At 60.4% G+C, this 16,741-nt stretch carries 12 protein-coding genes; 9 read left to right on the plus strand and 3 right to left on the minus strand.

All coding sequences use genetic code 11. The features are described from left to right. The 3 genes from rloB to pabB all read left to right on the plus strand — a co-directional run bounded on the left by rloB (window position 1) and on the right by pabB (window position 4,079). On the plus strand, window positions 1–1,536 hold the full coding sequence (rloB, locus tag AB4N47_RS14470; protein WP_016773818.1) for an osmotic stress tolerance membrane protein RloB: 1,536 nt from the start codon (window positions 1–3) through the stop codon (window positions 1,534–1,536). Then, window positions 1,536–2,522, plus strand: coding sequence for an alpha-L-glutamate ligase-like protein (locus AB4N47_RS14475; protein WP_016773817.1), 987 nt, complete (start codon window positions 1,536–1,538; stop codon window positions 2,520–2,522). Before rloB ends, AB4N47_RS14475 begins: the two co-directional genes overlap by 1 nt. Before the next feature lie 213 nt (window positions 2,523–2,735). Next, window positions 2,736–4,079, plus strand: a complete 1,344-nt coding sequence (pabB, locus tag AB4N47_RS14480) for an aminodeoxychorismate synthase component I (RefSeq protein WP_341638008.1) — start codon at window positions 2,736–2,738, stop codon at window positions 4,077–4,079. Between the two features lie 182 nt (window positions 4,080–4,261). On the opposite strand, the gene thrH is transcribed toward pabB, so the two are convergent. Continuing rightward, window positions 4,262–4,879, minus strand: a complete 618-nt coding sequence (gene thrH, locus AB4N47_RS14485; protein ID WP_341638009.1) for a bifunctional phosphoserine phosphatase/homoserine phosphotransferase ThrH — start codon at window positions 4,877–4,879, stop codon at window positions 4,262–4,264. A 164-nt stretch (window positions 4,880–5,043) separates the two neighbouring features. Between thrH and AB4N47_RS14490 the strand changes: the two genes are divergently transcribed. The 3 genes from AB4N47_RS14490 to AB4N47_RS14500 all read left to right on the plus strand — a co-directional run bounded on the left by AB4N47_RS14490 (window position 5,044) and on the right by AB4N47_RS14500 (window position 8,682). Beyond that, a complete protein-coding gene (locus tag AB4N47_RS14490) occupies window positions 5,044–5,784 on the plus strand; it encodes a phosphoadenylyl-sulfate reductase (RefSeq protein ID WP_041479156.1) in 741 nt (246 codons plus the stop codon). A 576-nt stretch (window positions 5,785–6,360) separates the two neighbouring features. Next, entirely contained in the window at window positions 6,361–7,899 is a 1,539-nt protein-coding gene (locus AB4N47_RS14495; protein WP_341638010.1) for an NCS1 family nucleobase:cation symporter-1, read from the plus strand. 54 nt (window positions 7,900–7,953) lie between these two features. After that, a complete protein-coding gene (locus AB4N47_RS14500) occupies window positions 7,954–8,682 on the plus strand; it encodes an aspartate/glutamate racemase family protein (protein WP_285406628.1) in 729 nt (242 codons plus the stop codon). A gap of 107 nt (window positions 8,683–8,789) precedes the next feature. Here the strand turns inward: AB4N47_RS14500 and AB4N47_RS14505 are convergent, their stop codons facing one another. Next, window positions 8,790–9,713 (minus strand): LysR family transcriptional regulator, encoded by a 924-nt coding sequence (locus tag AB4N47_RS14505; RefSeq protein WP_341638011.1) that lies wholly within the window; start codon window positions 9,711–9,713, stop codon window positions 8,790–8,792. A gap of 125 nt (window positions 9,714–9,838) precedes the next feature. Here AB4N47_RS14505 and AB4N47_RS14510 point away from each other — a divergent pair, with 125 nt between their 5' ends. Then, window positions 9,839–10,585, plus strand: a complete 747-nt coding sequence (locus AB4N47_RS14510) for a 3-oxoacyl-ACP reductase family protein (RefSeq protein ID WP_016773811.1) — start codon at window positions 9,839–9,841, stop codon at window positions 10,583–10,585. A 61-nt stretch (window positions 10,586–10,646) separates the two neighbouring features. On the opposite strand, the gene AB4N47_RS14515 is transcribed toward AB4N47_RS14510, so the two are convergent. Then, window positions 10,647–11,342: an HAD-IA family hydrolase gene (locus tag AB4N47_RS14515; RefSeq protein WP_038861408.1), complete on the minus strand. Its 696-nt coding sequence runs from the start codon at window positions 11,340–11,342 to the stop codon at window positions 10,647–10,649. A 239-nt stretch (window positions 11,343–11,581) separates the two neighbouring features. Between AB4N47_RS14515 and AB4N47_RS14520 the strand changes: the two genes are divergently transcribed. Beyond that, window positions 11,582–16,369, plus strand: coding sequence for an RHS repeat-associated core domain-containing protein (locus AB4N47_RS14520; RefSeq protein ID WP_460154262.1), 4,788 nt, complete (start codon window positions 11,582–11,584; stop codon window positions 16,367–16,369). Next, window positions 16,366–16,674, plus strand: a complete 309-nt coding sequence (locus AB4N47_RS14525) for a contact-dependent growth inhibition system immunity protein (protein WP_341639486.1) — start codon at window positions 16,366–16,368, stop codon at window positions 16,672–16,674. The genes AB4N47_RS14520 and AB4N47_RS14525 overlap by 4 nt, the downstream gene beginning before the upstream one ends. Window positions 16,675–16,741: the final 67 nt, after the last annotated feature.

Consider the following 16,741-nt stretch of genomic DNA (forward strand, 5'->3'; position numbering starts at 1 on the left):
ATGCGTTCTCTAACCTTCCACCTGAAAATCCTGATCGCCGTGCTGGTGCTGCTGGGCGTTTCGGTTACGGCCTATCAGATTTTCGTGCTCGGCATCCCGGTGACCGAAGACGCCACCGACGACCTGTGGAACATCGACGCCAAGGTCGAGTTCGTCGCCAGCACCAAAGATCCGGTGAAGATCCAGATGTTCGTGCCGCCGCTGAGCCGCGATTACGTGAGCCTCAACGAAAGCTTCATCTCCAATAACTACGGCGTAGCGGTCAACCGCATCGACGGCAACCGCAAGGTGACCTGGTCGGCCCGTCGCGCCAAGGGCAACCAGACGCTGTATTACCGTCTGGTGCTGACCAAGCGCTACACCGCGGAAAAATCCAAGGTCAAAGGCCCGACCTTCCGTGACAGCATGGTCATCGAAGGCCCGGAAAAGATCGCCGCCGAAGCCCTGCTCGCGCCGATTCGCCAACACTCGGCCGACGTCGAAACCTTTATTGGCGAGGCGATCAAGCGCGTCAACAACGTCAACGACGACAACGTCAAGTTGCTGCTGGCCGGCGATCCGTCGACTTCGCACAAAGCCAAGATCGTCGAACTGCTGCTGTCGATCGCCCACGTTCCGGTAGAAAAAGTCCACACCATCCGCCTCGTCGCCGATCAGCCTCAGACTCCCGAACTGTGGCTGCGCAGCTTCAACGGCAACGACTGGCTGTACTTCAACCCGGAAACCGGTGAGCAAGGTCTGCCAACCGACCGCCTGCTGTGGTGGACCGGTGACGAAAACCTGATCACCGTCGACGGCGGCAAGAAAGCCAACGTGACCTTCAGCCTGAACAACAGCGAGATGAACGCGATTCGTCTGGCCAAGCTGACCGACGAAAACACTGACGCCAATTTCCTCGATTACTCGCTGTACGGCTTGCCGCTACAGACCCAGCAGACCTTCATGATCATGGTGATGATCCCGATCGGGGTGCTGGTAATCCTGATCCTGCGCAACCTGATCGGCCTGCAGACCCTGGGCACATTCACCCCGGTGCTGATCGCCCTCGCCTTCCGCGAAACGCAGCTGGGCTTCGGCATTCTGCTGTTCACTGTCATCACCGCGCTGGGCCTGTCGCTGCGCTCGTATCTCGAACATTTGAAACTGCAAATGCTGCCGCGCCTGTCGGTGGTGCTGACCTTCGTCGTGGTGTTGATTGCGGCGATCAGTCTGTTCAGCCACAAGCTTGGCCTTGAGCGTGGCTTGTCGGTGGCGCTGTTCCCGATGGTGATTCTGACCATGACCATCGAACGTCTGTCGATCACCTGGGAAGAACGCGGCGCCAACCACGCGCTGAAAGTCGCGATCGGCACGCTGTTCGCCGCCTCCCTGGCGCACCTGATCATGACCGTGCCGGAGCTGGTGTACTTCGTGTTTACCTTCCCGGCGATCCTGCTGATTCTGGTCGGTTTCATGCTGGCGATGGGGCGCTATCGCGGCTACCGCCTGACCGAACTGGTGCGTTTCAAGGCCTTCCTGAAGAAGGCTGACGCCTGATGTTCGGTTTCTGGAAGACCTGGAAGGCCCTCGAGGCGCGCGGCATCATGGGCATCAACCGCCGCAACGCGGACTACGTGCTCAAGTACAACAAGCGCAGCCTGTACCCGATCGTCGATGACAAGATCCTCACCAAGGAACGCGCCATCGCCGCCGGCATTCACGTGCCGGAGCTGTACGGGGTGATCTCCACGGAGAAGGAAATCGACAAGCTCGACGAGATCATCGGCGGGCGCAGCGACTTCGTGATCAAACCGGCGCAGGGCGCGGGTGGCGATGGCATCATCGTCATCGCCGACCGCTTCGAAGGCCGTTATCGCACGGTGTCGGGCAAGATCCTCGCCCACGAAGAGCTGGAGCATCACATCTCCAGCATCCTCACCGGCCTGTACTCGCTGGGCGGCCACCGCGACCGCGCACTGATCGAATACCGCGTGACCCCGGACCAGATCTTCAAAAGCATCAGCTACGAAGGCGTGCCGGACATCCGCATCATCGTGCTGATGGGTTACCCGGTGATGGCGATGTTGCGTCTGCCGACCCGTCAATCCGGCGGCAAGGCCAACCTGCACCAGGGCGCCATCGGCGTTGGCGTCGATCTGGCGACCGGTTTGACTCTGCGCGGCACCTGGCTGAACAACATCATCACCAAACACCCCGACACCACCAACGCGGTGGACGGCGTGCAACTGCCCTACTGGGACGGTTTCATGAAACTCGCCGCCGGCTGCTATGAGCTGTGCGGGCTGGGTTATATCGGCGTGGACATGGTGCTCGATCAGGAAAAGGGTCCGTTGATTCTCGAACTGAATGCGCGGCCGGGGCTGAACATCCAGATCGCCAACGATTGCGGCCTGACCTTGCGTACCCACGCGGTGGAAGCGCGGCTGGAAGAGCTGAAGGCGCGGGGCGTAAAGGAATCGGTTGAAGAACGGGTGGCGTTTACCCAGGAAATGTTTGGGCATATTCCTGCGGTCGAGGGCTGATCCAGAATCGAGTCGCGGCCTTCGCGAGCAGGCTCGCTCCCACATTGGAATGCAATCCCCTGTGGGAGCGAGCATGCTCGCGAAAGCGGACTTGCTACCAACACGAGCCTCAAGCCTGCCGCCCATCTGCCAATCGCCGACATCCCCTCTAGGAGCAATTCCCGCAGAGGACTACAATCCCCACCCCGCCTCAACGGCCGATCTGCCCCGCCCATGCTGACCTGCTCCGTACACCCACTGCCCTACCGCGCCAATCCCGCCGACTACTTCGCGGCCATTCGCAATGCCCCCGGCGCCGTGCTGCTCGACAGCGGCCGGCCGAGCGCCGAACGCGGCCGTTATGACTTGCTCAGCGCCTGGCCGCTGGAACAACTGGCGGTGTTGCCGGAGGAAAGCGGTGCGCACTTTCTGCAGCGCCTGCGTGACCACCTCAGCCGCTTGGGCGAAGCGCAGTTGCCCGCCGGGTACGAATTGCCGTTCGCCGGCGGACTGATCGGTTATCTGAGCTACGACTTCGGCCGGCATCTGGAAAACCTGCCAAGTCAGGCGCTGGATGACCTGCAATTGCCCGATGCGCGTTTTGGCCTGTACGACTGGGCGCTGATCAGCGATCACCAAGGGCAAACCAGCCAATTGGTCTTTCATCCATCGCTTGTCGACAGTGAACGGCAGCGATTGGTCGCGCTGTTCACTCAGCCTCAAGTTGACGCGCTGGCGCCCTTCAAACTGAACGCCCCGATGGCCGCTGATCTCTCGGCTGACGATTACCGTCAGGCCTTCGAACGCATTCAGGACTACATCCAGGCCGGCGACTGCTATCAGGTCAACTTCGCGCAACGCTTCCGCGCGCAATGCCAGGGCGATCCGTGGCTGGCTTACTGCGCATTGCGCCAGGCCTGCCCGACGCCGTTCTCCGGGTTCCAGAGCCTGCCCGAGGGCGGCGCAGTGCTGAGCCTGTCACCGGAACGTTTCGTCAGAGTCAGCCAGCGCCAAGTCGAAACCCGTCCGATCAAGGGCACCCGCCCCCGTGGCGTCACCCCAGCCGAGGACGCCGCCAACGCCGCCGAACTGCTGGCCAGCCCCAAGGATCGCGCGGAAAACCTGATGATCGTCGACCTGCTGCGCAACGATCTCGGGCGCACCTGCCGCATCGGCTCGGTGCGGGTGCCGGAGTTGTTCAGTCTGGAAAGCTATCCGAATGTGCATCACCTGGTCAGCAGCGTGACCGGTGAACTGGCGGCTGATCGTGATGCGCTCGACCTGATCGCTGGCAGTTTCCCCGGCGGTTCGATCACCGGCGCACCGAAGATTCGGGCGATGCAGATCATCGACGAGCTGGAGCCGACCCGGCGCGGTCTGTATTGCGGCTCGTTGCTGTATCTGGACGTGCGCGGCGAGATGGACAGCTCCATCGCCATTCGCAGTCTGCTGGTCAAGGATGGTCAGGTGTGCTGCTGGGGCGGCGGCGGGATCGTCGCCGATTCGGACTGGCAGGCGGAGTATCAGGAGTCGATGACCAAAGTGCGGATCCTGCTCGATACCCTGCAGAACCTCTGAAGCATCTCGAGCAGCCTCCCACACCGATCGTTCCCACGCTCCTGCGTGGGAATGCAGCCCGGGACGCTCCGCGTCCCATCCAAAGCCGAACGCGGAGCGTCCGTTGAGGCATTCCCACGCAGAGCGTGGGAACGATCATCGTGTGGGAGCGAGCCTGCTCGCGAAGACGTCCTTCCAGACGACTACAAACTCAACTCTCTATTAGAGGCTCTGAGGAACTCCTGCTTGAGCTCTTCAAACGTATGCACCGCCGGAAACTGCGGAAACTCGCGAATCACGTTGTCCGGCGCATGGAACAGAATCCCCGCATCCGCCTCGCCGAGCATGGTCGTGTCGTTGTACGAATCGCCCGCCGCGATCACCCGGTAATACAGGCTCTTGAACGCCAGCACCGACTGGCGCTTGGGATCTTTCTGGCGCAGCTGATAGCCCGTCACCCGACCGCTTTCGTCAGTGATCAAGCGATGGCAGAGCAAGGTCGGGAAGCCCAGCTGGCGCATCAGCGGCTGCGAGAATTCATAAAAAGTGTCCGAGAGAATCACCACCTGAAAGCGCTCGCGCAGCCAGTTGACGAACTCCACCGCGCCATCCAGCGGTTTCAGCGTGGCGATCACTTCCTGAATGTCCGAGAGCTTGAGGCCGTGCTCATCGAGGATGCGCAGACGCTGCTTCATCAGTACGTCGTAATCGGGAATGTCCCGAGTGGTGGCCTTGAGGGAGTCGATTCCGGTTTTTTCGGCGAAGGCGATCCAGATTTCCGGTACCAGTACCCCTTCAAGATCCAGGCAAGCAATTTCCACAAGACACTCCCGTTTGTAGTGATTATTGAGTCGAGCGAGGCCGAACTCTAGCGTTTGCACCCGAGGCGCGCAACGCAGAGGACGCCCCGGCCGCGGCAGCTTTTTGTTACCATCGGCCCCCTATAGAGCGCCCGAGCGCCATTGACCTGTAGGAAGCCGCCCTGATGAGCCCAACGTTCGACGTCGTGGAACTCGCCACGACCTATGCCAACAAATCCGCTCAGGACATCCTCAAGCTCGCCTTCGCCGAGTTCGGCGATGACTTGTGGATATCTTTCAGCGGCGCCGAGGACGTGGTGTTGGTGGACATGGCGTGGAAGCTGAACAAGAACGTCAAAGTCTTCAGCCTCGACACCGGCCGCCTGCATCCGGAGACCTACCGCTTCATCGAGCAGGTGCGCGAGCATTACAAGATCGATATTGAAATCGTCTCGCCGGACTACACGAAACTCGAACCGTTCGTGAAGGAAAAAGGCCTGTTCAGTTTCTACAAGGACGGCCACGGCGAATGCTGCGGCATCCGCAAGATCGAGCCGCTGCGGCGCAAGCTGTCCGACGTCAAAGCCTGGGCCACCGGCCAGCGCCGCGATCAGAGCCCGGGCACCCGCAGCGCTGTGGCGGTGCTGGAAATCGACACGGCGTTCTCGACACCGGAACGCACCCTGTACAAGTTCAACCCGTTGGCGCAGATGACCAGCGAGGAGATCTGGGGTTACATCCGCATGCTCGAACTGCCGTACAACAGCCTGCACGAGCGCGGCTTCATCAGCATCGGCTGCGAACCCTGCACCCGCCCGGTGCTGCCGAACCAGCACGAGCGTGAAGGCCGCTGGTGGTGGGAAGAAGCCACGCAGAAAGAATGCGGCTTGCACGCGGGGAATATCATCAGCAAGAGTAAGGTTTGATCATTTGCTGAAATGAGTTCCCCTGTGGGAGCGAGCCTGCTCGCGAAAGCGCAGTTCCAGTCAACGTTTCAGTTGCCTGATCCACCGCATTCGCGAGCAGGCTCGCTCCCACATTGATATGTGCCAGGCACACAAAAGGTGTACACAAGGTTGTCACCATCGGTGCCATTTATGTGTGCACTTTCAGTTCTGACGCCCTGAAAAGTTACACACTCCAGCAGAATCCCCATCTGCTTGCCCCTCTGCAAACTCCCTCCCCTGAAAAAAATTCCTGTCCAATCGATCAATTTATATCGCCTGTTTTTCAGCCACTTATGCGGCATTGATAACTATTCGAAATGAGCCCCGCCGCTTATAGATTGGCAACTGGCACAAATCTGGCTTTATCGCATACATGTTTTGTATACAAAACTGCAAAACATGCACACTTTCGATCCGCAAGCCTGAAGCGCCCTATCCCGTACAGGCTGCAGATGCCCCGTAACCAGTGATGTTTTCACCGCCGCGACGAAGATTTGTCGAGCCTGAGCGCTCATGCACAGTCATCGCGGTGGCGAACGTCAGGAGCCTGCCGGAATGCGTACAAGTCTTTCGAATAACATCGCGCTGAATCTGCCCTCTGCCACGCTCGATCAACCGTTGCCCGATGACGGACTGAGCGAGCCGCTGCAACTGAGCCCGCGTCTGCACAACAGCGATCTGGCGCCGACCAAAGCCGAAGGCCGGCGCTGGGGCCAGTACAGCATCTTCGCCCTGTGGACGAATGATGTGCACAACATCGCCAACTACTCGTTCGCCATCGGCCTGTATGCGTTGGGCCTGGGCGGCTGGCAGATTCTGTTGTCGCTGGGGATCGGCGCGGCGCTGGTGTACTTCTTCATGAACCTGTCCGGGTACATGGGGCAGAAAACCGGGGTGCCGTTTCCGGTGATCAGCCGGATCAGTTTCGGCATTCACGGTGCGCAAATTCCTGCATTGATCAGGGCGGTTATCGCCATCGCCTGGTTCGGTATTCAGACGTATCTCGCCTCAGTGGTATTCCGCGTCTTGCTGACTGCCGTGCATCCGGGCTTCGCTGAATACGATCACAACTCGATTCTCGGCCTGTCGACTCTGGGCTGGGTGTGCTTCGTTGCCATCTGGCTGGTGCAACTGGCGATCCTTGCCTACGGCATGGAGATGGTGCGCCGTTACGAGGCATTTGCCGGGCCGGTGATTCTGCTGACCGTAGCCGCGCTCGCCGGGTGGATGTACTTCCAGGCTAACGCGACCATTGCCTGGTCGATCCGCGAGCCGCTGACCGGTGGCGAGATGTGGCGCAACATCTTCGCCGGCGGCGCGTTGTGGCTGGCGATCTACGGCACGCTGATCCTCAACTTCTGCGATTTCGCCCGTTCTTCGCCGTGCCGCAAAACCATCAAGGTGGGAAATTTCTGGGGTTTGCCGGTGAACATTCTGGTATTCGCCGCGATTACCGTGTTGCTGTGTGGCGCGCAGTTCCAGATCAACGGGCGAATCATCGAAAGCCCGACCGAAATCATCGCCTCGATCCCCAACACGTTCTTCCTGGTACTCGGCTGCCTGGCTTTTCTGATCGTCACCGTCGCGGTGAACATCATGGCCAACTTCGTCGCCCCGGCGTTCGTCCTCAGCAACCTGGCGCCAAAGTACCTGACCTTCCGCCGCGCCGGGTTGATCAGCGCGACCATTGCCGTGCTGATCCTGCCGTGGAATCTCTACAACAGCCCGCTGGTGATCGTGTATTTCCTGTCGGGCCTCGGCGCCCTGCTCGGCCCGCTGTACGGGGTGATCATGGTCGACTACTGGCTGATCCGCAAAAGCCGGATCAATGTGCCGCAGCTCTACAGCGAAGACCCCAACGGCGCTTATTACTACAGCCGTGGCATCAATTTCCGCGCGGTGGCGGCGTTTATTCCTGCAGCGCTGATCGCCATCGTCCTGGCCCTGGTACCTGGTTTCCACAGCGTCTCGCCGTTCTCCTGGCTGATCGGTGCCGGTATCGCCGGCATGCTTTACCTGATCATCGCCAAACGCCAGACGCATTACGCCGAAGTCAGCGGCGAATGCATCGCTGTGGATAACGTCAGCCACTGATCCCTTCGCGGCCCGGTTTTCGGGCCGCACCACTGCCCGCAATAAGGATTTTCCATGCGTATTCTCGTGGTCAACGTCAACACCACCGAATCCATCACCGAGGCCATCGCCCGCTCGGCGCAGGCCGTCGCTTCGCCCGGTACCGAAATCGTCGGCCTGACCCCGTACTTCGGCGCCGAATCGATTGAAGGCAATTTCGAAAGTTACCTGGCCGCCATCGCCGTCATGGACCGGGTGATGGCCTACGACCAACCATTCGATGCGGTGATTCAGGCCGGCTACGGTGAGCACGGCCGCGAAGGCTTGCAGGAATTGCTCAACGTGCCAGTGGTAGATATCACTGATGCGGCGGCCAGCACCGCGATGTTTCTCGGCCATGCCTACTCGGTGGTGACCACGCTGGATCGCACCGTGCCGCTGATCGAGGATCGGCTGAAACTATCCGGTCTGTGGGATCGCTGTGCCTCGGTGCGCGCCAGTGGTCTGGCGGTTCTGGAGCTGGAACACGAACCGCAGCGCGCACTGGAAGCGATCGTGCAGCAGGCCGAACTGGCGGTGACCCAGGACAAGGCCGAGGTGATTTGCCTGGGCTGCGGCGGTATGGCCGGGTTGGACGAGCAGATTCGCCGGCGCACCGGCGTGCCGGTGGTGGATGGCGTGACGGCGGCGGTGACGATTGCCGAATCGCTGGTGCGCTTGAAGTTGTCGACGTCGAAGGTGCGGACTTATGCGACGCCACGGCCGAAGAACATTATTGGCTGGGCGCAGCGCTTTGCTCGATAGACCGAGTTATCGTGCATCGCGAGCAGGCTCACTCCGACATTTGGAATGCGTACCCCTGTGGGAGCGAGCCTGCTCGCGAATGCAAACGACTCGGTCCCAAGCCTTACTTAGATGGCACTAAACCGCCGCCCCAGTCCCTGCTCAGCAAACTGTTCAATCACGAAATCCACAAACGCCCGGGTCTTGCCCGGCAACAATTTGTGCTCGGCGTAATAGATCGAAATGTTGCCGTCATCGACAAACCAGTCCGGCAGCACTCGCTGTAACGTCCCTGTTTGAAGATACGGGACCGCAAACGGCATGCTCACCAGCGCAATGCCCAAACCTTGCATCGCCGTCGCGCACGCCGCCTCGGAATCACTCATGGTCATCCTCGCCCGCAACGTTAGCGGACTGTGTTGCTGATCGCGGTGAGTCAGTTGCCAGGAACGCACGCGCCCGGTCTGCGGTGAGCGAATCAGAATGCCGTCGTGTTGCCTGAGGTCATCGGGATGGCTGATCGGCGCATGTTTTTGCAGATAGTCCTCAGATGCCACCAACACCCGATGCGCCGGTGTCAGCCTGCGCGCAACCACGCCTTGTGGCAGTTCAAAGCCGCCACCAATCGCCGCGTCGAAGCCCTGCCCGATCAGGTCGACCTGGCGGTTATCGAAATGCCAGTCCGGGTTGATCGCTGGATAGCGCCGCAGGAACTCACCGAGCAGCGGCACGATATACAGACGGCCGAACACCGTGCCCATGCTGACTTTCAGCGTGCCGGCCGGTTGCCCACCGGCACTGGCCAGATTGGCCACGGCATTCTGGATGGTGGTCAGGCTGGCGCTGACTTCACTCAAAAACAGCTGCCCCGCTTCGGTCAGGGTCAGGCTGCGTGTACTACGCTGGAACAGCCGCACGCCAAGCCGCGCCTCCAGTTTCGCCACGCTCTTGCCGACCGCCGCCGGGGTCAGGCTCAAGCGTCGCGCCGCTTCGGCAAAGCTGCCGACTTCGGCACTGCGCACAAAGCATTCGATACTGCTGAACGTTTCCATGATCGGCACTATAAACTTCTGGTTTACACAGACTATAGCAATCATGGTCTACCCGGTTGTCGATGCCACGCCGATACTCGGCACCAACACCAAGGCATTCCGCCTTGCACACTTGGAGATCGAACATGACCACTCAACACCTCAGCGGCAAGGTCGCTCTGATTCAAGGCGGTTCGCGCGGCATCGGCGCAGCCATCGTCAAACGCCTGGCCGCTGAAGGCGCCGCCGTCGCTTTCACCTACGTCAGCTCCGCCGCCAAAGCCGAAGAACTGCAGAACAGCATCACTGGCAACGGCGGCAAAGCCCTGGCGATCAAAGCTGACAGCGCCGATGCCGGCGCGATTCGCCACGCCGTCAGCGCCACCGTTGAAGCGTTTGGCCGGCTGGACATTCTGGTCAACAACGCCGGCGTGCTGGCCATCGCGCCGCTGGAAGATTTCAAACTCGAAGATTTCGATCAGACTTTGGCCATCAACGTGCGCAGCGTGTTCATTGCTTCGCAGGAAGCGGCGAAACACATGGGCGAAGGCTCGCGGATCATCAACATCGGCAGCACCAACGCCGACCGCATGCCCTTCGGCGGTGGCGGCGTGTACGCGATGAGCAAATCGGCACTGGTCGGCCTGACCAAAGGCCTTGCCCGCGATCTCGGCCCTCGCGGCATCACCATCAACAACGTGCAACCTGGCCCGGTCGACACCGACATGAACCCGGCCCACGGCGAATTCGCCGACAGCCTGATCCCGCTGATGGCCGTCGGTCGTTACGGCACCGCCGATGAAATCGCCAGCTTCGTCGCCTACCTGGCCGGGCCGGAAGCCGGCTACATCACCGGTGCCAGCCTGACCATCGACGGTGGTTTCGGCGCCTGACAGACCGGCAAGAAAAAACGCCGCTCTTCTTTATAGAAGGACGGCGTTTGTGTTTAAGCGGTCAAGCCAGTTCCAGCATCGGCAGGCCAAATACGCTGGGCGTGAAATCTTTCAGCGAGCGGATAATGCCGTCAGCGTGGGCATATTTCTCGTCTGCCATTGCTGCGTCGGGGATGGCGATTGCGGTCATGCCTGCCGCTTTCGCTGCGGTGACGCCAAACGGCGAATCCTCGAACACCAGACAATCCTTGGGCGCAACGCCCAAACGCCGGGCGGCGGTGAGGAAAATATCCGGCGCCGGTTTGGCCGCGCCGACTTCCGGATCGTCCGCCGTGACGATGAAATCGAACAGCGCAAACCACTCACGGTGCAAGGTGGTTTTCTGCCCGAACGACTGGCGCGACGAACTGGTGCCGACTGCGATCGGGATGTTGTGCGCCTTGAGGTGACGCACCAGCGCTTCGGCCCCCGGCATTGCCTGCGCCTTGGGAAAACGCTCGCGCATCAGCGGCTCGCGAATCTGCAGGAATTCTTCCGGAGTGATCGGTAGTTCCAGCGCCTGCACCACGTAATTGGCCAGGTCATTGGCACCGCGACCAATGATGTTTTGTTTGACGCTCCAGTCGAAGGTTTTCCCGTAGCGCCCGGCAATCAGCGAGGTGACCTCGGTGTAAATGCCCTCGGTATCGAGCAGCAAACCGTCCATATCGAAAATCACGGCCTTGATCGGGCCGAACGTCTTCAGCGGTGCATTCATCATCGGATCCGTTAACAAAGACATCCCGGGCGACAGGCAGCGTGCCGCAACGCGGATCTGATTAATGGGTTCAGCAGCATAGCGAGGCCGATGGACATTGAGCAACGGGCAATGCCATCGACGCCTTTTCGCATTTAGCGAAAACTCCTACAGACACTGCCTACTTCCCCGACTTCTTTCCTTTTTGATCCCCCGCAAAGTCCGCGCTCCCGTTTCTTCACATGCGCGAGCGACTGCGAATGTTTCAACCCGATCAGCTCCTGGCCCTGAACAACAGCATCGGACTGCTGGTGGTGGTCGCCCTGAATCCGAAGCAGCCAGATTTTGAAGCGCTGATCGATGAGTTCCGCCTGTGCCTGAACAACTACGACGCCTGGGCCGAGCAGTTCTGGACCGGGACCGCGCTGGACATCGAGCAAGTGTTCAAGGTTGGCAATGACGTTCAGCTGAGCGCGCCGATCACCTCGCGCGCACCTGTCAGCTCATCGGTGGTCATGTGTCCGGCCAGCGGGCCGCTGACCCTGGTGCATTTGTTCGAAACCGCGCGCTTCGTGCCGATCGGCGACACCCCGGTGACCCTGGAGCCACTGCTGAGCGACGTCGACGGTGTGCTGACCTTCGGCGAACCACTGCGCCACACCATCGGCCCGAGCGGGATCCTCGAGGTCACCGATTGCGCGCGGAGCCAGCGCTACCGCGTCACCTTCTTTCCCGATGTTTCTACCGACCATGTCCGCGCCCTGTATGCCTCATATGAAGGCGTGATTGCCGGTCTTGAAGGCTGGCTGCGCAGCGAATGGACAGGCTTCCAACCGCAATGGACGGAGTTTTCCAGCGCCGGCTTTCTTGATCGTTACGGACAGTTGCAACGGGCCGATTGGCGCGGCCTGGAAAAAGCTTTGAATGGCGTCTGGGATGACATTCAACAACTGTTCGCCCTACTTGCCGATCTGCAGGAGCACAGCGCGAAGCTCCTGGAATACCTGAGCGAAGTCGAACTTGAGGCGCTGCTGGCGGCTTCCAGCGAGGCGATTGCCAACGCTTTGTTGATGCTCAGCGACGAGCCGTTGCTGTTCATTCATCTGGCCGCGTTCACCAGTTGGCTGAAGATGCTGCCGCCGCAATACCTCGCCGAGGTGGTGGCCGAAGTTCGCACCGAGTTGCTCATCAGTTTCCTGTTGATGCGCGTCGCCGGGGGTGCCGGCGTATCGCTGCGCTTGAGCAGCAAAGTCCTGGCCAAGATCAAGTCGCCTCGGGCGCGAGAATGGCTGGCCGCCTCAGCCTTGCGTCTGGCTGAGCTGACTTCGACGCCGGAGCTCAAGCAGCACGCGAGCACGCTGAAGCCGCTGATGTTTCATGCGCGCGAGGTGGAGCTGAAGCCGACACCGTCGATTCCACTGAACATTCGCCAGGCGGACGCGGTGGTACTGAGCGTGCCGAATCCGGCGCCACTCGCGCGGGACAAATCTCAAAACATGGCGCGCCTTGAGCGCCATGAGCCCCACGACGACGCCCCTGACCAGGCGAAGAACCCCAACGGCGATGCCGCCGATTGCGTGCCCAAAACCTGTACCAACGGCTGTCCGGTGTCGATGGTCACCGGCGAAGAACTGCTGACCCTGACCGACGCGGTGCTCGATGGCGTGCTGCCGTTCGAGTTCACCCGCTTGTACCGCAGCAGCGCAGTCGAGATCGACATCGGTTTGGGTTTTGGCTGGAGCCATTCCCTGGCCCATCGGCTGTCCTTCGACGGCGATGGAGTGATCTGGATCGACCACGAGAACCGCCGCACCCGCTTTCCCCTGCCCAGCGTCGCGCGCCCGGCGATTCACAACAGCCTGTCGCGGGCGGCGATCTTTCTCGGTGATGAGCCGGAAGAACTGATTCTGGCGTTGGCCGGCGACAGTGCGCGGTTTTACCACTTTCGCGCCGGCCGGCTGACCGCAATCAGCGATGTCTACGGTAATCGTCTGACCCTGCAACGCGATCGCTCCGACCGCATTCAGCGTCTGGACAACGGCGCCGGGCGCGCGCTGCTGTTGCGGTATGACCGCGCGCAACTGGTGGCGGTCGATTATCAGGTGTTCGTTCAGGGCGAGTGGACCACCGAGCAGAACCTCGCCACCTACAGCTTCGATGTCCGGCAACGGCTGCTGGTCGCGACCAACGCGGTCGGCGACAGCGAGCGCTACGACTACGACGACCATCACGTCATCCTCCAGCGCCAGTTGACCGGCGGCGCGAGCTTCTTCTGGGAGTGGCAGCGCGAGGGCAAAGCGGCGCGCTGCGTGCGCCACTGGGCGTCGTTCTCGCAGATGAACACCCGTTACGTCTGGAACGATGACGACGCCAGCGTGACCGTGCATTACGTCGACGGCACCGAAGAGGTCTACGTCCACGACGAGCGCGCGCGGCTGGTGCGCCAGGTTGCGGCCGATGGTGGTGAACAGCTCAAGGCCTATGACCAGCAGGGGCGCTTGATCGCCGAGCAGGATGCGTTGGGCGCGGTCACCGAATACCGCTACGACGAAGTCGGACGGCTGATCGCGCTGATTCCGCCGGACGATGCACCAACGTCCTACGAGTACCGCAACGGTTTTCTCTACAAGCGTTGCCGTGGTGATGCGGTGTGGATCTACCGGCGCAACGCTGAAGGCGCCGTCACCGAAGCGGTCGATCCCGACGGCCAGGTCACTCATTACTACTACAACCTGCGCGGGCAATTGCTGTCGCTGCGTTATCCGGACAGCAGCCGCCATCGCTGGGTGTGGAACGAGCTGGGCCAGCTCATCGAAGAAACCCTGCCCGATGGCGGCGTGCGCCGCTTTTCCTACGACGCGCTGGGACGGCGGATTACCACTCAGGACGAATTTGGTGTTGTCAGTCGTCAGCAGTGGGACGCGGCCGGCCGACTGATCCTGACGACTTCTCCTACGGGCAGCACGCGCGCCTACAGCTACGGCGCCTACGGGCAGATCACCGCTGAGCGCGACGAGCTCGGTCGTATCACCCGCTATGAATATGACGATGACCTGCACCTGGTCTCGCGGCGGATCAACCCCGATGGCACCCGCGTGCAGTATCGCTATGACCATGCGCGGTTGCTGCTGACCGAGATTGAAAACGAATCGGGCGAAAAGTACCGACTGGATTACACGCCGACCGGATTGATCCGACAAGAAACCGGGTTTGATGGGCGGCGCACGGCTTATGCCTACGACCTTAATGGGCATCTGCTGGAAAAGACCGAGTTTGGTGATTTCGGTCCAAGTCTGGTCACCCGCTACGAGCGCGACAAGGCCGGGCGTTTGCTGGTCAAAACCCTGCCCGATGGGATCAAGGTACGTTATGACTATGATCGCCTTGGCCGGTTAGTTGCCGTTGACGACGGCCAGAACCATCCGCTGGCCTTCGAGTATGACCGTCAGGACCGGCTGATCAACGAGCATCAGGGCTGGGGCACCTTGCGCTACGCCTATGACGCCTGCGGCCAGCTCAAGCGGATGCGCCTGCCGGACAACAGCAAGCTCGACTATCACTACGCCAAGGGCGGTGCGCTGTCAGCCATCGACCTCAACGGCACGCCGCTGACCCGGCATGTGTATCAGTCCGGTCGCGAACAGCAACGCCAGCAGGGTCTGCTGCTCAGCGAATACTCCTACGACGATCAGGGCCGCTTGCTCGCCCACGCTGTAGGCCATCGCCACGCCTCGCTGTACCGCCGCGATTATGCCTACAGCGCCAACGGCAATCTCGAGCACATTGCCGACAGCCGCCACGGCCAGCGCACCTACGGCTACGACGCCCTCGACCGGTTGATCCGCGTACGTCATTCGCGCGACGAACTGCCCGAATCCTTCGCCCATGACCCGGCCGGCAACCTGCTGATGCAGGACCGCCCCGGTCCCGCGCAGATCAAAGGCAATCGCCTGTTGATGCAGGGCGACCGCCATTACGACTACGACGCCTTCGGCAACCTGATCCGCGAACGTCGTGGCCACGGCCAGACCCTGGTCACCGAATACCGCTACGACTGCCAGCACCGCCTCATCGGTCTGACCCGCCCGGACGGCCAGACCGCCACTTATCACTACGACGCCTTCGGCCGGCGCATCCGCAAAACCGTCGACGGCGCCGTCACCGAATTCTTCTGGCAAGGCGAGCACCTCGTCGCCGAAAGCAGCGCCACGCAATACCGCAGCTTCCTCTACGAACCCGGCACCTTCCGCCCACTCGCGATGCTCGACGGCAAAGGCCCGAAAAAGGCCTGCCCGTTCTACTACCAACTCGACCACCTCGGCACCCCACAGGAACTCACCGACTACAGCGGCGAAATCGTCTGGTCCGCGCAATACGACGCCTACGGCAAAGTCGCCGCCGTCACCTTGGCCGGCGAAGACTACCTCGACCAACCGCTGCGTTTTCAGGGGCAGTATTTCGATGTTGAAAGTGGGCTGCATTACAACCGCCATCGGTATTACGACCCTAGGTTAGGGCGGTATCTGACGCCGGATCCGGTGAAACTCGCGGGTGGGTTGAACCAGTACCAGTACGTGCCGAATCCGACGGGGTGGGTGGATCCGTTGGGGTTGAGTTGCACTCCGTGTCCTGGGGAAATACGGGCCGATGGACCGTTTAGCGAAATTGTCCCTGGTGGAGGACTAGCAACGCATGAGGCTCAGGGTGGACATCTGATCGCCAGACATGTTGGGCGTACAGACGCTCAACTGGCGCAACGATTAGCAGCAGAGCCCAACATTCCGGCTGCGTCTACATTTTTGAATCGTGCAGAGGCTGAGGCCGCCGCGTCGGAAGCTTTAGCTGCCAATACGCAAGTAGTGCAAGAGTTTTTAGAAAGTAACAAAGTAAAAACGAGCTTTACTCACACTTTTAGCCGGCCAGTGGGCGTGAGTATGATCAATGGGCAGACACAATCCCAGCCAGCATCAAGCCTACTTTTAGTCTTGAAAAAAAATGCCTCTTCCTCATTGGGCTACTTCTTGTTAACGGGATTTCCAGAGCTATGAATAAAGACTTTCCTGAAATCCGAGATTTTTTTGGTGCTTACTTCCACCAGGATTGGCCGGTTGAACACGATACGGCAGACCAGGTTATAGATGAGTTTTTGGACGCATCGAATAACGAAATACTGATCCAAACCTCTCACGAACTAAAGACCTTGCTTAGCAAGGACCTCAGCGAAACGGAGTTGCGAGCTTATTTGCTGAAAGAGCTCAACTGTTACTACTGCTACTGGAACGAATGGATATCTGGAAAGGCATGGCTATGTGAAATCGAAGGAAAACTAAACAGAAAGCTAGCTGGTCGGTAACAGGCGTTATCAAGGGCCTGAAGCACAGGCCCCTTTGGCTAACAGTGGGGCGAAGACTGGTTGAAAC

The organism is Pseudomonas sp. S3_G06, from assembly GCF_054667565.1.

Coding starts and splice junctions, on each gene's coding strand:
- rloB (WP_016773818.1), top strand. CDS start 1: ATGCGTTCTCTAACCTTCCACCTGAAAATCCTGATCGCCGTGCTGGTG.
- AB4N47_RS14475 (WP_016773817.1), top strand. CDS start 1,536: ATGTTCGGTTTCTGGAAGACCTGGAAGGCCCTCGAGGCGCGCGGCATC.
- pabB (WP_341638008.1), top strand. CDS start 2,736: ATGCTGACCTGCTCCGTACACCCACTGCCCTACCGCGCCAATCCCGCC.
- AB4N47_RS14490 (WP_041479156.1), top strand. CDS start 5,044: ATGAGCCCAACGTTCGACGTCGTGGAACTCGCCACGACCTATGCCAAC.
- AB4N47_RS14495 (WP_341638010.1), top strand. CDS start 6,361: ATGCGTACAAGTCTTTCGAATAACATCGCGCTGAATCTGCCCTCTGCC.
- AB4N47_RS14500 (WP_285406628.1), top strand. CDS start 7,954: ATGCGTATTCTCGTGGTCAACGTCAACACCACCGAATCCATCACCGAG.
- AB4N47_RS14505 (WP_341638011.1), bottom strand. CDS start 9,713: ATGGAAACGTTCAGCAGTATCGAATGCTTTGTGCGCAGTGCCGAAGTC.
- AB4N47_RS14510 (WP_016773811.1), top strand. CDS start 9,839: ATGACCACTCAACACCTCAGCGGCAAGGTCGCTCTGATTCAAGGCGGT.
- AB4N47_RS14515 (WP_038861408.1), bottom strand. CDS start 11,342: ATGAATGCACCGCTGAAGACGTTCGGCCCGATCAAGGCCGTGATTTTC.
- AB4N47_RS14520 (WP_460154262.1), top strand. CDS start 11,582: ATGTTTCAACCCGATCAGCTCCTGGCCCTGAACAACAGCATCGGACTG.
- AB4N47_RS14525 (WP_341639486.1), top strand. CDS start 16,366: ATGAATAAAGACTTTCCTGAAATCCGAGATTTTTTTGGTGCTTACTTC.